This window comes from Oribacterium sp. WCC10, from assembly GCF_900113415.1.
Taxonomy (GTDB): Bacteria; Bacillota; Clostridia; order Lachnospirales; family Lachnospiraceae; genus Oribacterium.
Genome location: NZ_FOPH01000011.1, coordinates 1 through 21573 on the forward strand (window position 1 = coordinate 1; position 21573 = coordinate 21573).

Consider the following 21573-nt stretch of genomic DNA (forward strand, 5'->3'; position numbering starts at 1 on the left):
CTTCCGAGTTCTTTCGAACTCTTCCGCTCTGAATTTTCTTTTTCAAAGAATCTTCAGGGTCTGTGTATTAATCGATCTTTGATTTTCAAGGTTCTGTTGAGATAAAAATCTCAAACGCAGAGGGTGGGGTTCGAACCCACGTGCCCTTGCGGACAAACGGTTTTCAAGACCGCCTCGTTATGACCACTTCGATACCTCTGCATAATTAAATTTTGACTTAAAATAAATGCTTCTAAGTTGTCCCTCGCTTTTGGCGACTTGCTTAATATATACTATCCCTCATTTTCCGTCAAGCTTTTTTTGAAAAATTTCACATTCATATTCTACATTCTACTTCACAAATACTATAATATCTTCCATTTAGCCTGAAATAAGAATCAACAGTGTTTCAATGCTACTGGGCATCGTATAGTATATCTGATTCATGAAAGTATTAATACTTTATGTGATTAATAGCAAATTGAAATGTTTTTACTTTTACTATTCATATATTAATGCCTTTTAGCTACTGGAATATTTGACACGTGAATTCATATCTATACTGTTATAAAAACTAACTGGTCTTCACTATTATTTACTCTATCTCTTTGTATTTATGAATTACTAAAAACATTAATAGTGGTTTTAGTTTTTGTGTAAATTTAGTTTTGGGGTAAATAATTTATTACAGGCATGCGTATACTTGAAAACCCGATTACACGTAAGATATAAAGTAAACTTTGTGTAATCGGGTATAATGATAAGATTGTATTATTTTTTGATCAATAAAGTTTTTGTTCTCTGAACTCGATTGTTCCGGTAGAAGCATCCATCGAGTCTACAATAGCAAGTGACTCCAGTTTATAGCCCATATTTCGTATTATCTGTCCACCGTTCTGGAACCCTTTTTCGATAGCTATACCTATTCCTGCAACTGAAGCTCCGGCCTGGTTTATGATGGAGATAAGTCCTTGCAATGCACATCCGTTTGCCAGGAAATCATCAATGATAAGTACCTTGTCATCATTGTTCAGGAATTTCTTTGATACTATCACCTGATTCTTGTTTTTATGGGTAAATGATTCAACCTCTGCTGTATACATATCGCCATCGAGGTTCACACTGTGGGATTTTTTGGCAAATACTACAGGTACATCAAACTGTCTGGCTACAACGCATGCTATACCTATTCCTGAGGCTTCTATGGTAAGAATCTTGTTTACCTCTACATCCTGAAATCTCTTAGCCCACTCAATTCCCATTTGTTCGAATAGGGATACATCAAGCTGATGATTAAGAAAACTATCTACTTTGAGAATGTTTCCTTCTTTTACTATTCCGTCTTTTATTATTCTTTCTTCAAGAAAATTCATATTTATACCTGCCTGTTGATAATATGGTGTATTGGGAGTAATTCATCGCTCTTCTCTGAAATAATTGGTTCCAAGACTTCTTGGAGGCTGATTTTCACGTTTATTATGCATACTTGTGATGACTAGAACAACCAGTGTGACTATATAGGGAATCATCTTATAAAGTTCCTTATATTCTGTATGGGTTCCTGAAGGAAGATACAGGTAAAGTATATATAATCCTCCAAACAGAATTGATGAGAATATGCCTACATCGGTTTTCCAGATGGTGAAAATCACGAGAGCGATGGCAAGCCAACCTCTGTCACCGAATGCATCGTTTGACCATACTCCGCAGGCATAGTCCATGACATAATACAGTCCGCCGAGACCCGCTATCATACAACCCAGACAGGTTGATATATACTTATATTTAGTAACATTAATTCCAGCGGCATCGGCTGTTGCGGGATCCTCTCCCACTGCACGAAGCTGGAGACCGGTTCTTGTTTTCTTGAGGATAAATGCAGCAATCAGTGAAATTATTACAGCTGCATAGGCAAGAAATCCATATGAAAGAAAAATCTTACCAAACCAACCTGTTTTATAAGCCAAAGGTAATGTTTTGCTGAAGTATGCTGAGGTTTGTGATAATGAAATCGACGGTACATCAGCACCTGCAAGTTTGATAAGGGAACCACCAAAGAAATTTCCGAAACCTATTCCAAAGGTAGTCATGGCGAGACCCGTTACATTTTGGTTTGCACGAAGGCTTACAGTCAGAAAGCAGTACAATAGTCCCATTAAAAATGATCCTGTAAGAGAACAGATCAGAGGTATCATAACAGCAAGCACCCCATTCAGATTACCTGAAGATACAGACTGCTCATAAAAAAATGATCCTATAACACCACTTATGGCTCCAACATACATGACACCCGGGATTCCGAGGTTCAGATTTCCTGATTTTTCAGTTATAGTTTCACCGGTACTTCCGAACAAAAGCGGGATGCCCTGCTGTACGGCTCTTGGAATAAAAGCAACCAGACTAAACATTATGCATCCTCCTTTCCGGTATTTGTACGAAACCTGACGTCATATCTTATAAAAAATTCGCAGCCGATGATAAAGAAAAGGATTATTCCTGTCAGAATATCCGCAAAACTCTGGTTTAATTCAAAAGCTGTAGAGATCTCACTGGCGCCTCTGTCCATAAAGATGATGAGGAGGCTTGTAAAAATCATTCCGATAGGATGAAATTTGGCGAGCCATGATACCATGACTGCTGTAAATCCCTGTCCATTGGTTATGGTTGTGGTAATGGTGTGATTGATACCGCCTACAAGAAGCAGTCCGGCAAGTCCGCAGAGAGCTCCGGATATAAGCATTGTTCTGACAACCACTTTTTCAACCATGATACCAACGTATCTTGCGGTATTAAGACTTTCGCCTACTACAGAGATTTCATAGCCGTGCTTTGTGTACTTAAGGTAGATGTACATACCGGCTGTTACGATCATTGCTACGATTATACTGAGAAGATATTTATTGCCTATGTTCGGAAGCCACCCGATATTTGAATTCTGGTTGATAATTCCGATTTTTCCTGATCCCTTCGGTACCTCCCAGACTATTGTAAAGAAGGCAACAAGCTGAGTTGCGATGTAATTCATCATGAGTGTTGAAAGGGTTTCATTTGTATTCCAAAGCGCTTTGAAAATCGCAGGGATGACACCCCATACTGCACCTGCAAGTAAAGATGTTACTATCATCAGAAGGATCACTACCCCGTTTGGAAGCTTGTTTTCCAAAGTAATCATACATGCGGCAGCTGCAAGACCTCCCATCAGTACCTGTCCTTCGCCGCCGACATTCCAGAATTGCATTTTGAAAGCCGGAGTAAGAGCCAGGGATATGATAAGCAATACGGCAACATACTGGAGAGTTATCCAGGTTTTTCTTTGAGTTCCGAAAGCACCTTTGAAAATTGTTGCGAATATAGATATGGGATTATCACCTGTACAGATCATGGTTACGATTCCGCATACAATAAGTGACATCACAATAGCGATAATCCTTATTATCCAGGCTTTTTTTCTATCAACCGCTGCTCTCTTTGAAATATAAAAATGAGGCTCTTTACTTTTTACTGACATTACTTAAGCCTCTCCTTTCTGTGTCATCATGGAACCTAAAGTATATTTATCGGTAGTTCTTCCATCTACAATTCCTGTCACTCTGCCTTCGCAAAGCACAAGAATTCTGTCACAAAGCTCTACAAGTACATCCAGGTCTTCACCTACGAATATTACAGCTGCGCCATGTGCTTTCTGCTGATTGATGAGATCATAAATCTGATAGGAAGAATTAATGTCCAGTCCTCTTACGGCATAGGCTGTCAAAAGAACTCTTGGTTTGGATGCAATCTCACGTCCAACCAGAACTTTCTGAACATTACCGCCGGAAAGCTGTCTAACCGGAGTATCAACACTTGGAGTTGCCACCTGAAGCTTATCTACAACCTTTTCTGCCAAAGCTCTCGGGGACTTTTTATCCGTAAAAAATCTTGAACTGCCGTTTCTGTAGGATCTGAGCATCATATTGTCGGCGATATTCATATTTCCAACAAGCCCCATGCCCAATCTGTCTTCGGGAACGAAAGATAGTTTTACACCGAGCTCGGAAATTTCCCTCGGAGTCATTCCGATCAACTCTTCTGTTCGGCCGTCTTTGTGAATATAGGTGACCTTTCCGTCTTTCACTATTTCAAGACCGGCAATGGCACGTAGAAGTTCCTTCTGTCCGCATCCGGAAATTCCTGCGATACCCAGGATTTCTCCTGTATTGGCAGTGAATGAGACATTATCCAGTTTGACAACCCCCTCTTCATCCAGAACGGTGAGGTTTTCTACACGAATGCGTGGTTTTGGATCAACAGGGTCCGGTCTTTCGATATTAAGTGAAACTGCATGACCTACCATCATGTCTGTCATTTCCTTGATGGTGGAATCTGAGGTTTTCATATCACCGATGAACTCTCCGTGGCGGAGAACCGCAACTCTGTCGGAAATGCTTTGAATTTCGTTGAGCTTATGAGTAATGATGACAATTGATTTGCCATCATTTTTCATGTTTCGCATGACCTTGAAAAGATGTTCTGTTTCCTGAGGCGTAAGTACGGCTGTGGGCTCATCCAGTATAAGAATTTCAGCACCTCGGTACAAAACTTTGACGATCTCCACTGTCTGTTTTTCGGATACGGACATATCATAGATCTTTTTGCTGGTGTTGATTTCAAAGCCATATTTGTCGCAGATTGCTTTAATCTTTTTTTCTGATGCAGAAAGATCAAGCTTTCCTTCAAGTCCCAATATGATATTCTCTGTTGCATTGAAAATGTCTATGAGCTTGAAATGCTGATGGACCATTCCTATACCAAGGTCAAATGCATCCCTCGGAGAATTGATTGACACTTCTTTACCGTTAATCATGATCTGGCCTGCATCCGGGTGATATATACCTGAAAGCATGTTCATGAGGGTAGTCTTTCCACTTCCGTTTTCTCCAAGAAGAGATAATATCTCTCCTTTTCTTATATCGAGATTAACATTATTATTGGCTGTTACTTTTCCGACAAAAGTCTTTGTTATATTACGAAGTGATACTGCTATTTCGTTGTTATTCACAATTTTATGCCTTTCTGTAAGAAAATGAGGTGGATTAAAATGGTGTTTCAGGGCTTCTGAGTCAGGATTGAGTCCGGATAATAAGCGAACGTTATACACTGATATCCACCTGAAAGGTTCTTTAAATAAAAATGGGAAAACCTTGCAGTCGGCAGAATATAAACCTTTGCTGGAGATTTTCCCATGTATAGTGTTTCTTAGTAGTTATTCCAATGTTGTTTAATATTTTGAGCGTTCAGCCACGTGCTTTTGAGCGCTTCAAAGGAATCTGTAAGGATTCCTGCTCATTGCACAAGAATGTGTGCGTTGGCACTAATCGGTGAGTGGCAAACACTTTTGACATGTTAATTAATATGCTGTATCAAGAAGTGAAATACCGTCGATCTTTAAATCAAAGTATGGAGCTGAACGGAATCCCTCTCCGGACTCTGAGAAGTAACCATCCTTGATAACTTCTGTATCAGGTGTATAGTCAGCATCTGTATCTACGTCAGCCATGTAAGATGAAAGAGTCTCACCGTCTACAGTGAATGTACTCACATCAAATACATGGAGAGAACCTGACTTCATTTCTTCCTCAGTCTTTGCGATGGCATCTGCTGTTCCTTCAGCTGCGGCTGTTCCAAGATCTGTAAGAACTACAGAACCTGTTTCAAGAGTTCCTGTCCAGTCAGTAGCGATCTCTGTTCCATTTTCAACTGAATCAATGATGTATGCAAAGTAAGGAGCCCAATCGATCTTTGATGAAACGATAAATGTGTCAGGACAAGCAGAAGCAGTGCTTCCGTTATATGAAACATCAGGAACACCGGCCTTTTCACAAGCAGTAGGAGCACCCATGGAATCAGCATGCTGTGAGATAAGAACGCAGCCATCTTCGATAAGCTTGTTTGCGCCTTCCTTTTCCGCAGTTTCATCATACCATGAACCTGTGAATGTAACTTCCATGGTTGCTGATGGACAGATTGAACGGGCACCAAGGAAGAATGATGTATATCCGGAAATAACCTCGGCATATGTATAAGCACCAACGTAACCCATCTTAGCCTGATCCGCAGTGATGTCACCGCTCTCGATCATCTCATTGAGCTTCATACCTGCGGCAATACCTGCAAGATAACGGCCTTCATAGATTGTGGCAAATGCATTGTGATAGTTTGAAAGTCCCTCAGTATGTGCCTTTGTTCCTGTAGCGTGGCAGAACTGAACTTCAGGATATTCCTTGGCAGCCTCTATCATATAATCTTCATGACCAAATGAATCGGCAAAAATGATACTGCATCCGGCGTCTGCAAGTTCGCAGGCTGCCTCATAACACTCCTGTCCTTCTGGAATATTGGTCTTGAACATATAGGTTACACCTGCTTCATCACAGGCTTTTGTAGCAGCGTCAATAAAGTTGAGGTCGTATGTTGAGTTTTCATCGTGTAAGAATATAAAGCCGACTTTAATGTCTGAAACCGCTTTCTGGTCAGAGCTGTTGGCCTCTGCAGCCTTCTCATCAGAAGTGTTCGTTTCTGCTGCATTTGTTGCATTAGCAGAAGTTTTGTTCTCACTTTGGCTTGAACATGCAACTGATGACATCATAATGGATGCGAGCAGGACAGATGACATAATTTTTTTGAATCTTTTCATGGGTACTTCTCCTTTGTAAAAACTCGAAACACAGACCATTTAACATGATGTAATTGCGTTGATTCCACAGATTTTTTAAATCAGGCAGAGGAATGTCTCTTCGCTGCCTAAACGCAGTCCGGATGTCTGAAATGCAGACATCTTCTTTTGAGTAATCCTGTGAGGATAATAAAAAAAGGCGTAGAATCAATGCTTCTACGCCTTCTCAATCCTTAATTTTATATACTGAAAAAATATCAGCTAAAACTGAATCGAAAATTCGATAGTCCGGTAATTTACGGCAACCGGGTAGAAACATCAAATCCATATTATTTGACCTATATCGATAAAATCCAATTTATGGTATCAAAGTAGAAATATTAATTCAAGTGGATTTTTAAGAATAAAAAAGATGTCATGGCCTTTTAAAACCTGACATCTTTTTAAAAAATATCAATTATCTGAGATTTTTAGTTTAAATCTACGCATGTATTGATATTTAGACATTTAAAAATTATAAAAAATGATGAAAATTAAAGTGATCAGTTATTCCTAAGATATAATTCTGCAATTTTTACATCTTCAGGTGTTGTTACTTTAATATTTTCATATGTACCGGCAACGACTCTGACTCTGGCGCCGGAGAAAGATTCCACAACCATTGCGTCATCTGTTACGGGTATCATGAGACGACCTTCTTTCTCCTGAGCGATAAGTTTGGAATATGCACCGTATATCAGTGAAAAATCAAAGCTTTGAGGAGTTTCCATTAGCCATACCGAACTTCTCTCCGGAGTTGACTTGACGAAATGCTCATCGTCAATGATCTTGATGGTGTCCTTGACAGGCATACCTATAACTGCGGCATGGTATTTGAATGCATAACGAATTGCATCGTCTATTATAGCGGAATTGACCATAGGACGGGCGCAGTCGTGTATAAGAACTATAGGTTCTGAAAAGGTTTGCATAGCTGAAAAACTGCCTTTATCCGAGGTCCTTTCAGATGTTACATTGTCAGTAGTAGCAATATGTTCAATCTCCCTAATGGCATCAAGACCGTTGAATACTGAATTGTAACGTTCTTTTCCGCCTTTGACGATAGCCTTTATCTTCTGAAGAGGATAAGTTTTTTCATGAGTATCCTTATCTCCGGTGATATCATTAAAGCAGGTTAATGTCTTCATGTACGGAATATCCTCATCTGCTGTTGTTATGATGATTCCGTCTATAGAAGGGTGGGAATCGAACTTCTCCGCACTCCAGCAAAAAAGCGGCTTATCAAGAATCTTCATAAACTGCTTCTTTTCTTTGCTGTGCATACGTCTTCCGCTTCCTGCAGCCAGAATTATGGCATAAACCTTTCTTCCTTCGTACATAATTACCTCCCGTTTTGTCTTATAGAGTAGATTATACATCAAAAACAAGTGGAGATGTCAGAGTTAATTGCTCTCAGCTGTAAATGTATGTTTCAGTAAATTAATTCCCTGAACACAGCTTCAGATCTAACCGGATATATCAACTGCACTTTTATAAAAAAACAGGACTCTGCGGAAAGCAAAGTCCCTGAAATCTATCTTTCGCCCAGCTTAAGGTTCGGGCATGCATTGAGATTTAAACCATCACGTCTGCCTTTCAGATATTCATAATATCCTGCGCAGCCGATCATGGCAGCATTATCCGTGCAGAGTACCGGACTTGGACGATAGAATCTGATGTCATTTTCTGCACATTCTGCTTCAAGTCTGGCGCGGATATGAGAGTTTGAAGCTACACCACCTGCGATGGCAAGTTTTTTGAATCCTCTCTCTTTGCACAGATTGATAGCTCTGGATACCAGAGAATCGGTAACAGCTTCCTGAAATGAAGCGCATAGATCAGGAATATTGATCTCCTCTTCCTTCATCTTTGCCTTGTTGATGTAGTTAAGTACGGCAGACTTGATGCCGGAAAATGAGAAGTCGTAGGGATTTCCCGCAACTACACCGCGAGGAAACTCGATAGCATGAGAATCACCGTTTCTGGCGGCTTTGTCCACCTTGGGGCCTCCGGGATATCCAAGCCCCACAGCCCGGGCAACCTTGTCAAATGCCTCTCCTGCTGCATCATCACGGGAACGTCCGACGATCTCATACTTGCCATAATCTTCCACAACCACAAGGTGTGTGTGACCCCCGGAAACTATGAGACACGCAAATGGCGGTTCAAGATCCTTATTCTCAATGTAGTTTGCACTGATATGTCCCTCGATATGATGAACTCCTACCAAAGGTTTATCTAAAGCAAAGCTTAAGGCCTTTGCCTCTGCTACGCCTACAAGAAGAGCGCCGACAAGTCCTGGACCATAGGTCACGGCGATTGCGTCAATATCATCGAATGTACATTCAGCTTCTTTTAAAGCCATGGATATGACATCATCAATTTTTTCAATATGCTTACGTGAAGCAATCTCAGGAACCACTCCGCCATACTCGGTATGGATGGCGATCTGAGATGAAATGATATTGGAACGTACTTCACGACCGTTACGTATAACCGCTGCGGCCGTCTCATCACAGCTTGATTCAATTCCTAAAATATTTATATCAGACATTATTTCTCCTCTTCATCAAAGGTAAGATCTTTAGTCCAGCCATCGCGGGCAAATTTAACAGGATAAATCTGCCATATATCATCCTTATAGATATCAGGACGCATCTCACTTGGTGAATAATGTGTGAACCACATCTCTTTTGGTTTTGCTTCGGCTCCAATCGTTGCAGCCTCATACATCATCATGTGTTTATTTTTTTTGGCATTTTCAAGCTTTTCGCGCTCTCCGTACATGCCTTCACAGATAAACAGATCTACATCTCTCGCCATCTCAGTGATGGTCTGAGTAGGACGGGTGTCTGTACAGTAGGTTACGCTAAGACCGCGTCGTGCTTCACCCATAACCATATCAGGGGTGTAAATAATTCCGTCATCCGCCGTAATGGTCTCCCCGTGCTGAAGGCGGTTCCAGAATCTCAGAGGGATGTTCTGAGCCTGGGCCTTTGCTGCATCGAATTTGCCGAGACGACGGATACTCACACGATAACCGTAACAGGTTACCTTGTGGTTGACTTTGAACGCATCAATGACAAAAGGACCGAACTCAAGCTGCTGCACAGATTCTTCAAGCTCGTGATAAATGATTTCGAAAGGAAGCTCGGGAGCAACAACACGAAGGCTGTCTGCAACACGGCGGAGTCCTTTAGGTCCTATAATGTGTATAGGATTTGTGCGGTCTGCATTGGCGATGGAAAGCAGCATTCCGGGTAATCCCGAAATATGATCTGCATGATAGTGCGTGAAACAGATCACATCGATAGGCTTGGGAGACCAGGATTTTTCCTTCATGGCGATCTGAGTACCTTCACCACAATCGATAAGCATATTGCTTCCGCTGCAGCGGAGCATGAGGCTGGTAAGCCATCTATTTGGAAGCGGCATCATTCCGCCGGTTCCCAGTAAACATAAATCAAGCATATATTCTACCTTTCTATAAAAGGTTTCTGGTTATAAAAACGATGTTGTTTTGTAGATTATGAAACAGCAAAACCGTCTCTGGAAACGCTGATTAAAACAGTATCATCTGTGTCAGGGTGTTAATTTAAGAGACATGATAATGGCATCATCCACCGGATCTCTGTAGTAAGCTTTACGAATGTAAGATTCTGTAAAGCCCATTTTGCTGTATAGCTTTCTGGCGGCCTCATTGCAGGAACGAACTTCAAGAAATATCGTAGCGGCATCGTGTTCTATGGCGGTATTGATCATATGATGCATAAGCTTTTCCCCTATACCGCATCTTCTCATGTCACCGGAAACACAGATATTTTCCACTTCTGCTTCCGGACCTAAAAGACGAAGAATGCTGTAGCCGGCAAGATTACCGGCATACTGCTCTTCATCATCAGCATTTCCGACAGGATGTCTGTGTATAATGAACGGAAAGTCATAGGATGATACGATGGCAGATTCAAAGTCATTGGACCTCCATGCCATGCTCCCGAAGGCTTTGCGTTCAGCTTCCAATACGTCAGGTATATCGTATGGAACCATCATTTCTATTTCATTATTGTAATTCATAATTGATCAAAGATTTTCCGGTAAAGACTCGTCTTCGTATCCGGCATCTGTTCCTATCTTATAGTTACGGGCTTCAAGGACATCTGCAGCCTTTGCCTTTTTAAGTTTTTCAGGGTCATCGTGAGTGATGTCATACTCGCGAAGTCCGGCCTCTTCTTTTTCACGCTCTGCCTGAGGCTTGCGAATATAGCTGAGTTTGAAATCAGGTCCGGATACTGATTGTCCGCGCTGATACTTTTCTGCACCGATGATAGCAACTGATGAAGCACGCTGAAGCGTATTCTGGGGACCAGCAAAACAATATGGAACAGTAAGGTTCCCGATCAGATAGTCACGATATACAGGTACAGCATCACCCAGGAACATATGTCTTCCGCCGAGAGCATTGATGTGCTGAACCAGATGATCTATGCTGATAGCCTCTTCCTCACCAACAAGTTCTTCATTGGCAAAGGCTGCTGTATATACCTGATTGCGTCGTGCATCCATGATGGGATGAATGTATAAAACATCACCCGGAATCTGAACGGAGACATTACGCGCAAGAGCCTGAAGAGTGCTGACTTCTATAAGAGGGATTTTATATCCCAGTGCCAGACCCTTTGCGGTTGATGCACCGATACGGAGGCCGGTGAATGAGCCGGGACCTGCACTGACAGCTATAGCATCGAGATCTCTGACCTCTCTCCCGGTACGTGAAAAAATCTCAGCCACCATAGGTAATAGTGTCTGAGAATGTGTGAGGCCTATATTTGTCGAATATTCTGCAAGGACAACGCCATCCTCCAAAAGAGCGCAGGAAGCGGTGTGTCCTGATGAATCAATACCTAAAATAAGCATAATAATAATCCATTTCGTTAGTTCAATACTCAATTTTTCTGTAGTCAAAGCCCTTTTCGAGATCCTTTTTGATGCGGATCCAATGAGCTTCTTCAGGGATCAGTTCTTCTATAAGCTCAGGCCATTCTATGATAGTGACGCCTTTGCCATAGAAATACTCCTCATATCCTATCTCTTCCATCTCGGATGGATCACCGATACGGTATACATCAAAATGATAAAGAGGAAGACGACCTTCATACTCCTTGACTATGGTGAAGGTTGGAGAATTAACATAATCGTTTATGTCAAGTCCGGCAGCAAATCCCTGTGTAAAAACAGTTTTACCAACTCCAAGATCACCATCAAGGCAGATGATATCTCCGGGCTTTGCGGCTTCTCCAAGTTTTTTTCCGAATGCGAATGTCTCATCCGCAGAATTGCTTTCAAAAAACATCAGTTATGTCCCTTCCCAAGTGTAAATGAACGATCATCCAGGTGTGTTTTCCTGTGATAATATCTTCACATATTGAATATTAGACCATGATTCTATCTCATGAATCATGGTATTTATGTCAGAGGTATCTTCCCTTACTTCTATAGAAACTGTAAGAGTGACTATAGAATTGATAGGGATTGATTGGTGTATGGTGAGTATATTTGCTCTGTACTCCGATATCTTGGAGCATATCTTTGAAAGATACCCAAGCTCATCACGCATCTCAATAACAAGAGTAACGGTCTTACCTTTGGAACTGTCGTAAAAAGGAAATATGTCATCCTTGTACTTGTAGAAGGAACTGCGGGAAATACCTGCTTTTTCAGTTGCCTCGGCAATCGAAATACCTTTTTCGGACTCAAGTATACTCTTTACCTCAGCAACCTTCTTCAAAACTGTTGGTAATGCCTTTGTTCGAACAACAAAATAATCTGATTCGTTATTCATCAGAAAGCCTCCATAAATATCATGATGTCAGGCCATCATCCTGTCAGTCATCTCCCTGAATTCTTCTGTCAGGGCATCCAAGCTGCATCCACTTAAGGTAAGCAGTGATGAAACGGTCGATATCTCCGTCAAGTACTGCATCTGTGTTGGAAGACTGCTCTCCTGAGCGGAGATCCTTTACCATGCGGTATGGCTGCAATACGTATGAACGAATCTGAGAGCCCCATCCGTTATCCTTTACTTCTCCACGGATACCGGCGATCATCTCTTCCTGCTCTGCCTTTTCCTTGAGGTAAAGTCTTGCCTTCAACATCTGCATAGCCTTGGCACGGTTCTGTACCTGAGAACGCTCTTCCTGACATGCTACAACGATACCTGTAGGGATATGGATGAGACGTACTGCGGATGAAGTCTTATTGATGTGCTGTCCGCCGGCACCTGATGAACGGAATACTTCCATCTTGATGTCTTCAGGACGTACTTCGATGTCGATATCTGTTTCGATATCAGGCATGATGTCACAGGATACGAATGATGTCTGTCTCTTGCCCTGAGCATTGAACGGGGAAATACGTACAAGTCTGTGAATTCCTGCTTCTGAACGAAGATATCCGTAAGCATACTGACCGTCAATTTCGATAGTGGCTGACTTGATACCGGCTTCATCACCCTCAAGATAGTCAAGGATCTTATAAGTGAAACCATGACGCTCTGCCCAGCGGGTATACATACGGTAAAGCATACCTGCCCAGTCGTTGGATTCTGTTCCGCCGGCTCCGGCATTGAGACGAAGGATAGCGTTCATGGTGTCGTACTCACCTGAAAGAAGTAGTCTTGTAGACATGGAATCAAGCTTTTCTGTGAACTCGTCAAGCATTTCCTTGACTTCGTTAACGCTATCCATATCTTCTTCCTCTTCAGCCATCTCGATAAGTGCACCAATGTCTTCGTATGCCTGAGTGAGATCTTCATATGCCTTAACATCATCCTTGAGACGACGTGCTTCTGTGGAATATTTGTTGGCTGACTCGGGATCTGCCCAGAAAGTCGGCTCTTCCATCATACGGTCAAGCTCAACGATTCTTTTCTGCTTATTTTCAAGGTCAAGAGAGGCACCGAGGTCCTTAAGAGACTGCTCCTTGCCGTTAAGTTCAAATTTGTATTGCTCTAACTCTACGATCATAGTTTTTCCTTTTATCTAATGGTTAATGGGTGTTGATATCATAAAGCTTAACCGAAAAGATGTCATGTATATCTTGGAAAACTTTATGAAAAATGCCGCGAAAATTAATATTTCGCGGCACAGGTCAGGTGGCGAATCGTTAAATACTCCACCTGACGATAAATATTAATCTTTATCTGCTGTGCTCTCAGGCTTGTCAGAAACAGCAATCATGTCCTGATCGCTCATAGACTTGAGATACTCATTACGTCCATGACACTGCTTGTACTTCTTGCCTGAACCGCATGGGCATGGATCGTTAGGATATACTTTGCGGATATCACGCTTCTTAGGTGCCTGAACTGCACTGTCATCACGGTTTGTGCCGGTAACCTGTGCAACCTGCTCACGTTCTACCTTCTGCTCTACCTTGATATGATAGAGGATGCGGATGGTTTCTTCCTTGATAGCTGTAGTCATCTCCTCGAACATGGCAAAGCCCTGAATCTTGTACTCAACGAGAGGATCCTTCTGACCATAAGCCTGAAGACCGATACCGTCACGCATCATGTCCATATCGTCGATGTGGTTCATCCACTTCTGATCGATGACACGAAGAAGGATAACTCGTTCAATCTCACGCATCTGCTCAGGATTTGCGAAATCAGACTCCTTCTGCTCATACAGCTTGATAGCTTCTTCCTTGAGGAGCTGTTTGAACTCGTTCTTAGTCATTGAGTTGTACTGCTCTTCTGTCAGCTTTATCTTAGGGATAGGGATGATGCTCATGAGAGTATCATTGAGTCCGCTGAGATCCCAATCCTTTGCGGTTGTATCTTCGCCGACATTGGCATCAACATAACTCTCGACGATGTCCTGGATAAAGTTAATGATGAGAGAACGAAGGTCGTCACCATTCAGAACCTTTGCACGCTCGTCATAGATAACATCTCTCTGCTCGTTGTTTACTTCATCATACTTTAAGAGGTTCTCACGGATACCATAGTTGTTAAGCTCTATCTTCTGCTGTGCCTTCTCAATGGCATTGGAAAGCATCTTGTGATGAATCTGCTCACCCTCAGGTACGCCCAAAGCTTCAAACATGCTCATGAGACGATCAGAACCGAAGAGTCTCATGAGATCATCTTCAAGAGAGATGAAGAACTGAGACTGACCGGGGTCACCCTGTCTGCCGGCACGTCCACGAAGCTGGTTGTCGATACGTCTTGACTCGTGACGTTCTGTACCGATGATATGAAGACCGCCTGCAGCAAGTGACTCAGGGTCAAGCTTGATATCAGTACCACGACCTGCCATGTTAGTTGCGATAGTAACCGCACCATGCTGACCTGCGTCCGCAACGATGGCAGCTTCCATCTCATGGAACTTGGCATTCAGTACATTGTGCTTGATACCGCGACGCTTGAGCATGCCGCTGAGAAGCTCGGATGTATCGATATTGATAGTACCTATAAGGACAGGGGCACCGGTCTCGTGTACTCTTACTGCCTCGTCTACTACGGCCTGGAATTTCTCTTTCTTTGTCTTGTAAACGGCATCATCAAGGTCGATACGCTGAACAGGACGGTTTGTAGGAATACAGATAACATCCATGTAGTAGATGTTACGGAACTCCTTCTCCTCTGTCTGTGCAGTACCGGTCATACCAGCCTTTTTGTCGAACTTGTTGAAGAAGTTCTGGAATGTGATGGTGGCAAGAGTCTTTGACTCACGCTTAACCTTAACGTGCTCCTTGGCCTCGATAGCCTGATGGAGACCATCGCTGTAGCGACGGCCCGGCATGATACGTCCTGTGAACTCATCAACGATGAGGATCTCATCATCCTTTACTACATAATCCTTGTCACGATGCATAAGGTTGTTTGCACGGAGTGCAAGGATGACACAGTGCTGAATCTCAAGATTCTCAGGATCTGCAAGGTTCTTGATATGGAAGAACTGCTCAACCTTCTGAACACCGTCCTGTGTCAGGTTAACAGTTTTCTCTTTTTCATTTACGATAAAATCGCCGGTCTCTTCAATCACTTCGCCGAGGATGGCATCGAGCTTATTGAACTCTGCTGACTCCTCGCCGCGCTGAAGCTGCTTTGCAAGAACATCACAAACCTCATAAAGCTTTGTGGACTTTCCTGACTGACCGGAAATGATAAGCGGTGTACGTGCTTCATCGATAAGAACCGAGTCAACCTCATCGATGATACAGTAGTGGAGCCCGCGAAGAACCTGCTGGTTCTTGTAAACCGCCATGTTATCACGAAGATAGTCAAAACCAAGTTCGTTGTTGGTTACGTATGTGATATCGCAGTTGTATGCTTTCTGACGCTCCTCTGTTGACATATTGTTGAGTACAACACCAACTTTAAGACCAAGGAACTCATGGATACGACCCATCCATTCAGAGTCACGCTTTGCAAGATAATCATTGACTGTAACGATGTGAACGCCCTTGCCCTCAAGTGCATTCAGGTATGCAGGTGCGGTAGAAACAAGAGTCTTACCTTCACCGGTTCTCATCTCTGCAATACGGCCCTGATGAAGTACTACTCCACCGATAAGCTGTACAGGGAAATGTTTCATGCCGTTGACACGCTTACCTGCTTCACGAACAGTCGCAAATGCTTCAGGAAGGATGTCATCCAGAGTCTCGCCGTTAGCAAGACGCTCCTTAAACTTAGGTGTCTGTGCTTTAAGCTCCTCATCGGACATGGCTGTCATCTGCTCGTCATATGACAGGATTTTTTTGATAATCGGATCAATTCTCTTAAGCTCACGCTCAGAGTGGGTACCGAAAACCTTCTCTAATAAACTCATGTATATACTCCTTAATAACAGTGCGCAGACGTTTGACGCACAGATTTAGTCCTACTTTCAGCTATAACTATGAAATATTATCACTAAACACCTTTTTATTCAAGTCGGCACAGGAACTTTAAATTTATTTCATGATGTAAGGGTCAAAAGTACCAAATCACGTGCCTGCACGTTGATTTGAGACTTTATGACCCGCCCGAACACGAATAACGTAGTCGTTTTGCATAGCAAAAGGACCTAAGTTTGAGTGTTCAGCAGCACAACTGCCTTCGATTTTTAATCGAAGGAGCCACGCGGCTTTGAGCGCTTCAAAGGAATCTGCAAGGATTCCTGCTCTATGCACACGAATGTGTGCGTGCTGTGCATCATCAGTGAGTGGCAAATACTTTTGACACTCACGTCATTTCATATTTTGAGCCAAAAAAATTAAGAGGAGATCTGTATAAGTCTCCTCTCAATCATTAAACCTGTTTTAGTGTTTTGAAACCATTTTATGTCCGGTCCAAAGACAGACGATTCCCGCGATCACCATAATGATCGCACTCCATTTATGCCATTTGAAATAATTCATAAGCTGCTCCTTATTCTGATTCAAACACCGATCATATGACGTGAGTGTTAAAAGTAATTGCAACTCACTGATTAGCGCCAACGCACATATTCGCGTGCAATATGCGTACATCATCGTATAGTAAAGCAGTCCCGATTATGATCGGGAAAATGCTTTGGTTTCTGATTATTATACTTAATCTGACAGCGGAGTCATACTATGAAGTCCTATGCCGATGGTGGACAGATTGTGAAGTAATGATGCCGATGAAGGAGTCAGAATACCCATGGCACCGAGTCCTATGAGTATACTGTTAAAACTCATGATGCTACGGTAATTGCCATTAATTCTTTTTGTAAGAGAATCTGCAATCCGACGCATACGGACTATCTCTTCAAGTGAACCGTTGGAAATCACAATATCCGCAACTTCCTGAGCAATCGGTGCTCCGTTTGAAACGGCAAGTCCGACGTCGGCTTCTGACAGTGCAGGTGTATCATTGATGCCATCTCCTACCATGATAACCTTACGTCCCTTTTGATGCTCTGAACGTACAAATGCCGCCTTATCTTCAGGCAGAACTTCCGCATGGAATTCATCAAGACTCAGCTTTTTTGCCACAGCTTCAGCAGTCTTGCAGTTATCTCCTGTCATCATGCATATCTTATTTATGCCCATATGATGAAGATGTTTGATAACATCCGCAGCTTCTTCTCTTATAGGATCTTCTATGCAAAGAACGGCCGCAAGCTTTCCGTCTACTGCGAGATACAAAGGAGAATACTGCACCGGAATGGAGTTGTATTTCTCCTGTTCGACATCGTTGACTTCGATTTTTTCGTCTTCCATTATGAAATGATGACTTCCGATAACGGCACGTTTTCCGTTTATGGTGGTCGCTATACCGTGGGCAACAATGTACTCTACCTTCGTATGGAATTCGTCGTGGCTAATGTTTCGATCAGCTGCTTCCTTCACAACTGCATTGGCAATGGAATGAGGGAAATGCTCCTCCATGCATGCGGCGAGCCTGAGAGCCTCTGTCTCAGACCATCCGTCAAAGGTGATGATGTCTGCAACCTTTGGTGTGGCATGAGTCAGAGTTCCGGTTTTGTCAAATACTATAGTTTCCGCTTCTGAAACCGCCTCAAGGAATTTGCCACCCTTAACAGAGATGTCGTGCTTACCTGCATCGCGCATGGCTGACATCACAGACAGCGGCATGGACAGCTTTAGTGCGCATGAGAAATCAACCATAAGGAATGACATGGCACGGGTAATGTTTCTAGTCAGCAGATATGTGAGGCCCATACCGATGAAAGCTCCCGGAACGAGCTGATCTGCAAGATGATATGCCGCCGTGACAGTATTGCTCTTCAGCTTCTCGGAGTCTTCGATCATTTTAACTATCTGATCATACTTTCCTTTGCCGGCCTTTTGGGTGACTTTGTAAACAAGTTCGCCCTCATTAAGTACTGTTCCGGCAAAGACAGAAGCTCCTTCTGTCTTGAACACAGGGGCTGACTCCCCAGTCATGGATGCCTGATTGACACTGGCTTCACCGGAGATTACCACACCATCAAGAGGTATGACATTGGAGGTACGTACGATGACCATATCTTCTGTGTTGACCTCATTGGTATTGACTAATACTTCCTCGCCATCAGGACATTTGATCCAGACGCGGTCTGCGTGAAGGCTCATCATCTCCGCCAGGTCATCCACAGATTTCTCACGGGTCCAGTCTTCAAGGATATCGCCGATACCCTGCAGGAAGATGACATTGCCCGCTGTGTCAGGATCACCGCGTAAGAGGGATGCGCCGATGGCAGCTGCATCAAGAACTGTAACCTCGATTTTGCCATGAATAAGAGATCGTAATCCTTTGGCAAAATAAGGAACAGCTGTTATCACTGTTATGGCGGTGTTCAGTACAGCTGGGAAAAACAAGGTTCGAAATCCCTTATTGAGTATGCTGAAAACCAGTTTTTCCTCGTATTTGTTGCGCATCTCACGCCCTGTATGTTCAGGAACGAGAGCGCGTATTTTTTCGTCCTCATAATCCAGCTCGGAAAGTGCCTGTATAACGGCGCGACGATTGCCGCGTTTATACTTGATGATGGCGTTGCCTGTTCGCTCATAAACACGAACATCATCCACACAGCTTAAGTTTCGGATGGCATATTCTGCCATATCTGCCTGCTGGGCAGTCATACGGAACCTGTCGATGTGGACACGCATACGACCGGAGGATTCATGTAAAATTCTGCAATTCATTTTTGCTCTCCATAGTCAGGTATGGTTCGGAAATGATCAGTTTTCAGCATCTGCTTCATCTGCTTTTTTGGCAGCCTCAAGCTCTTCAAGGTGAGCCTGTGCTTCCTCAATCTTTGCCTTTGCGTCGATGATAGCCTTCTCTTCTGCTTCCTTTGCGCGCTTCTCGTTAATGTCTAATGCATCAGCATAGATATCGTCACAGTTCTCACGGATTGTAGTTCCGGTTTTCATAACTGTATCTTTGCATCTCAGAACAGCAGCTGTGCAGTGAGTATAAGCCTTCTTGAGGTCATTGCTCTTGAGAATGCTGATACCTGCTGTACCAAATAAAACTCCGCCTGCAAAACATGCAACTTTTTTCCAACTAATCATGGTTTATATCCTCCATTCATCACTTATGGGAATTCTACGGAAGGTAATCCGGTAGAACTCTTAAATACTTTTACTTAAAATAGAAATATATCATATAATCATTGTGGAAAATTGCCCATATGTCCAGATTTGCGAAAATGTCTATTTTACGTTAAAATGGGTCTTATTATGAAGATTGTAGAAAAACTAAAAAAAGAACTTTGTAGTTTGCCGGATGGAAGTTATCGGGAAGAGGAAAAATGTTTCAGGTCAGATATAGATTCAGGCGGAATGATAATCATGTATCCACTGTTCCCCGGGATAGTTCTGTCATGGATAAAGATACGCCCGCAGGAACTCAAGGTTCCGGAACAGGTGGAACACTCTCTCGTTAAAAATCATATAATCAAGCTTAACTGGTGCCGAAGCGGACGATGTGAAATGATTACGGAGAACAATAATTTCATATACATAAAGTCCAATGAGATATCCATTTCTACTGAGCAGGCCAGGAATAAGTTTCGCTATCCTGCGAAGACCTATACGGGAATAGAAATATTTCTGTCAATAGATGAAATAGTGGAAAATGGAGAAACATTTATACCCTATGATATAGACTTTTCGAATTTTGAACATCGATTTATGAATGGCAGTGATACACAGATCTCTGCTGTTCCTGAGAAGGTCAGAAATATATTGAATTCGATGTATCAGTCTATAGAGCAAAAGGTCGAAAGCAAACTTTCAAACTTAACTGGCGGGTCAGTTACGAGTCCGAATGAATCGGACCAGTTTCTGATAAATGGAAATGATAATAATGATGTTTTAGTGCCAAGGCTTCGTGTGCTGACTGTGGAGTTGTTTTTTCTGCTGATGCATGATGTACTTCTGAAAGAGACAGCTACACATCCGCATCTCCTGCCAAAGCAGGTTAAAGTGGCTCGTATGGCTGAAGAAATTCTTACCCTGGATTTGTCAAAGCCGGTATCCATCTCTACAGCGGCCGCACAGCTCGGTATCAGTGCAACAACTTTGAAGAGATTCTTTTATAATGTCTATGATATGAATGTTTCGGAGTATATGAAGAAAAAACGTATGGAAAAAGCTTCGGAACTTCTGAAAGACAGGTCGGTATCAGTTGCTTCCATTGCTTCAGCTGTCGGGTACAGCAGTACCGGACATTTTTCCAAAGCTTTCAGGGAATATTACGGGGAGACACCGCTTAATTACCGTAATTTCAGAAAAGTGACGATAAAGGACTAAAAAAGGACAGCCCACAGGGCTGTCCTAAAGTTTTGTTATAATCAGGATCCAATCATCAATACTCCGGCTCGATGAGTCCGTAGCTGTTTCCCTTTCTCTTATAAACTACGGCAACATTTCCTGTATCGCCGTTCTGGAATACGAAAAATGCATGACCGACAAGATCCATCTGGAGACATGCCTCCTCAGGGGTCATAGGCTTTAAGTCAAAATGCTTTGTACGAACGATGTTGATTTCTTCTTCTGCGATATCATCATCCGGTTCATCACCGAAAGCATCTGAGAATGAACCTGCTGCGAGCTTACGGTTCATGAGTTTTGTGCGGTGTTTACGGATCTGGCGTTCAATTATATCAACAACAAGATCCAGCGACTGGAATTTGTCTGAAGTTGTTTCCTCCGCGCGGATAACACCATCTCTGATCGGAATGGTGACTTCCACCTTATACATGTTTTTCTCGGTTGAGAGAGTGACATTGCAGATGGTTTCCTCTTTAAAGAACTTTGACAGTTTTCCGAGCTTTCTGTCAATCTGATCCTTCATGCCATCCGATACGTTAATGTTTCTACCCGTGATATTAAACTTCATGGAATCACGCTCCCTTTTTTGGATTTCTCAAACACTATCG

At 42.7% G+C, this 21573-nt stretch carries 18 protein-coding genes, 1 tRNA gene and 1 riboswitch; of the genes, 1 reads left to right on the forward strand and 18 read right to left on the reverse strand.

From position 1 onward, the window contains the following. Positions 1-115 precede the first annotated feature (115 nt). The 17 genes from BM294_RS09060 to BM294_RS09140 form a co-directional block, all read right to left on the reverse strand. Positions 116-201: transfer RNA gene (locus BM294_RS09060), tRNA-Ser, on the reverse strand. A gap of 560 nt (positions 202-761) precedes the next feature. Then, positions 762-1352: a xanthine phosphoribosyltransferase gene (locus BM294_RS09065; protein ID WP_091207201.1), complete on the reverse strand. Its 591-nt coding sequence runs from the start codon at positions 1350-1352 to the stop codon at positions 762-764. Between the two features lie 42 nt (positions 1353-1394). Then, positions 1395-2387 carry an ABC transporter permease gene (locus BM294_RS09070; RefSeq protein ID WP_091207203.1) on the reverse strand — a complete coding sequence of 331 codons (993 nt, stop codon included), beginning with the start codon at positions 2385-2387 and terminating at the stop codon, positions 1395-1397. Further along, complete coding sequence (locus tag BM294_RS09075) at positions 2387-3487, reverse strand: ABC transporter permease (protein ID WP_091207206.1); 1101 nt, start codon at positions 3485-3487, stop codon at positions 2387-2389. The genes BM294_RS09070 and BM294_RS09075 overlap by 1 nt, the downstream gene beginning before the upstream one ends. Before the next feature lie 3 nt (positions 3488-3490). Next, entirely contained in the window at positions 3491-5017 is a 1527-nt protein-coding gene (locus BM294_RS09080) for an ABC transporter ATP-binding protein (protein ID WP_242944494.1), read from the reverse strand. Between the two features lie 348 nt (positions 5018-5365). After that, positions 5366-6652, reverse strand: coding sequence for a BMP family ABC transporter substrate-binding protein (locus BM294_RS09085; protein ID WP_091207209.1), 1287 nt, complete (start codon positions 6650-6652; stop codon positions 5366-5368). Between the two features lie 243 nt (positions 6653-6895). Next, positions 6896-6997: riboswitch (purine riboswitch) on the reverse strand. Between the two features lie 176 nt (positions 6998-7173). Further along, complete coding sequence (locus tag BM294_RS09090) at positions 7174-8010, reverse strand: IspD/TarI family cytidylyltransferase (protein ID WP_091207211.1); 837 nt, start codon at positions 8008-8010, stop codon at positions 7174-7176. 194 nt (positions 8011-8204) lie between these two features. Continuing rightward, on the reverse strand, positions 8205-9224 hold the full coding sequence (gene tsaD, locus BM294_RS09095) for a tRNA (adenosine(37)-N6)-threonylcarbamoyltransferase complex transferase subunit TsaD (protein WP_091207214.1): 1020 nt from the start codon (positions 9222-9224) through the stop codon (positions 8205-8207). Next, on the reverse strand, positions 9224-10141 hold the full coding sequence (locus BM294_RS09100; RefSeq protein ID WP_091207217.1) for a ribonuclease Z: 918 nt from the start codon (positions 10139-10141) through the stop codon (positions 9224-9226). The genes tsaD and BM294_RS09100 overlap by 1 nt, the downstream gene beginning before the upstream one ends. Before the next feature lie 111 nt (positions 10142-10252). After that, entirely contained in the window at positions 10253-10744 is a 492-nt protein-coding gene (gene rimI / locus BM294_RS09105) for a ribosomal protein S18-alanine N-acetyltransferase (protein WP_091207219.1), read from the reverse strand. 6 nt (positions 10745-10750) lie between these two features. Continuing rightward, entirely contained in the window at positions 10751-11584 is an 834-nt protein-coding gene (tsaB, locus tag BM294_RS09110) for a tRNA (adenosine(37)-N6)-threonylcarbamoyltransferase complex dimerization subunit type 1 TsaB (RefSeq protein WP_091207222.1), read from the reverse strand. Positions 11585-11606: 22 nt separating this feature from the next. Then, the gene (gene tsaE / locus BM294_RS09115; RefSeq protein ID WP_091207225.1) at positions 11607-12020 is read right to left on the reverse strand and encodes a tRNA (adenosine(37)-N6)-threonylcarbamoyltransferase complex ATPase subunit type 1 TsaE; all 414 of its coding nucleotides are present in this window, start codon (positions 12018-12020) and stop codon (positions 11607-11609) included. 33 nt (positions 12021-12053) lie between these two features. Continuing rightward, complete coding sequence (locus tag BM294_RS09120) at positions 12054-12509, reverse strand: ACT domain-containing protein (RefSeq protein WP_091207228.1); 456 nt, start codon at positions 12507-12509, stop codon at positions 12054-12056. 43 nt (positions 12510-12552) lie between these two features. Continuing rightward, positions 12553-13692: a peptide chain release factor 2 gene (gene prfB / locus BM294_RS09125; RefSeq protein WP_330389845.1), complete on the reverse strand. Its 1140-nt coding sequence runs from the start codon at positions 13690-13692 to the stop codon at positions 12553-12555. A 165-nt stretch (positions 13693-13857) separates the two neighbouring features. Continuing rightward, complete coding sequence (secA, locus tag BM294_RS09130) at positions 13858-16503, reverse strand: preprotein translocase subunit SecA (protein ID WP_091207231.1); 2646 nt, start codon at positions 16501-16503, stop codon at positions 13858-13860. Positions 16504-17248: 745 nt separating this feature from the next. Then, positions 17249-19330: a heavy metal translocating P-type ATPase gene (locus BM294_RS09135; protein ID WP_091207234.1), complete on the reverse strand. Its 2082-nt coding sequence runs from the start codon at positions 19328-19330 to the stop codon at positions 17249-17251. Positions 19331-19366: 36 nt separating this feature from the next. Continuing rightward, positions 19367-19702 (reverse strand): DUF6110 family protein, encoded by a 336-nt coding sequence (locus BM294_RS09140; RefSeq protein WP_091207237.1) that lies wholly within the window; start codon positions 19700-19702, stop codon positions 19367-19369. 168 nt (positions 19703-19870) lie between these two features. On the opposite strand from BM294_RS09140, the gene BM294_RS09145 reads away from it, so the two are divergent. Then, a complete protein-coding gene (locus tag BM294_RS09145) occupies positions 19871-20944 on the forward strand; it encodes a helix-turn-helix domain-containing protein (protein WP_175494614.1) in 1074 nt (357 codons plus the stop codon). A gap of 55 nt (positions 20945-20999) precedes the next feature. On the opposite strand, the gene hpf is transcribed toward BM294_RS09145, so the two are convergent. Beyond that, the gene (gene hpf / locus BM294_RS09150) at positions 21000-21533 is read right to left on the reverse strand and encodes a ribosome hibernation-promoting factor, HPF/YfiA family (protein WP_091207243.1); all 534 of its coding nucleotides are present in this window, start codon (positions 21531-21533) and stop codon (positions 21000-21002) included. Between the last annotated feature and the right edge of the window lie 40 nt (positions 21534-21573).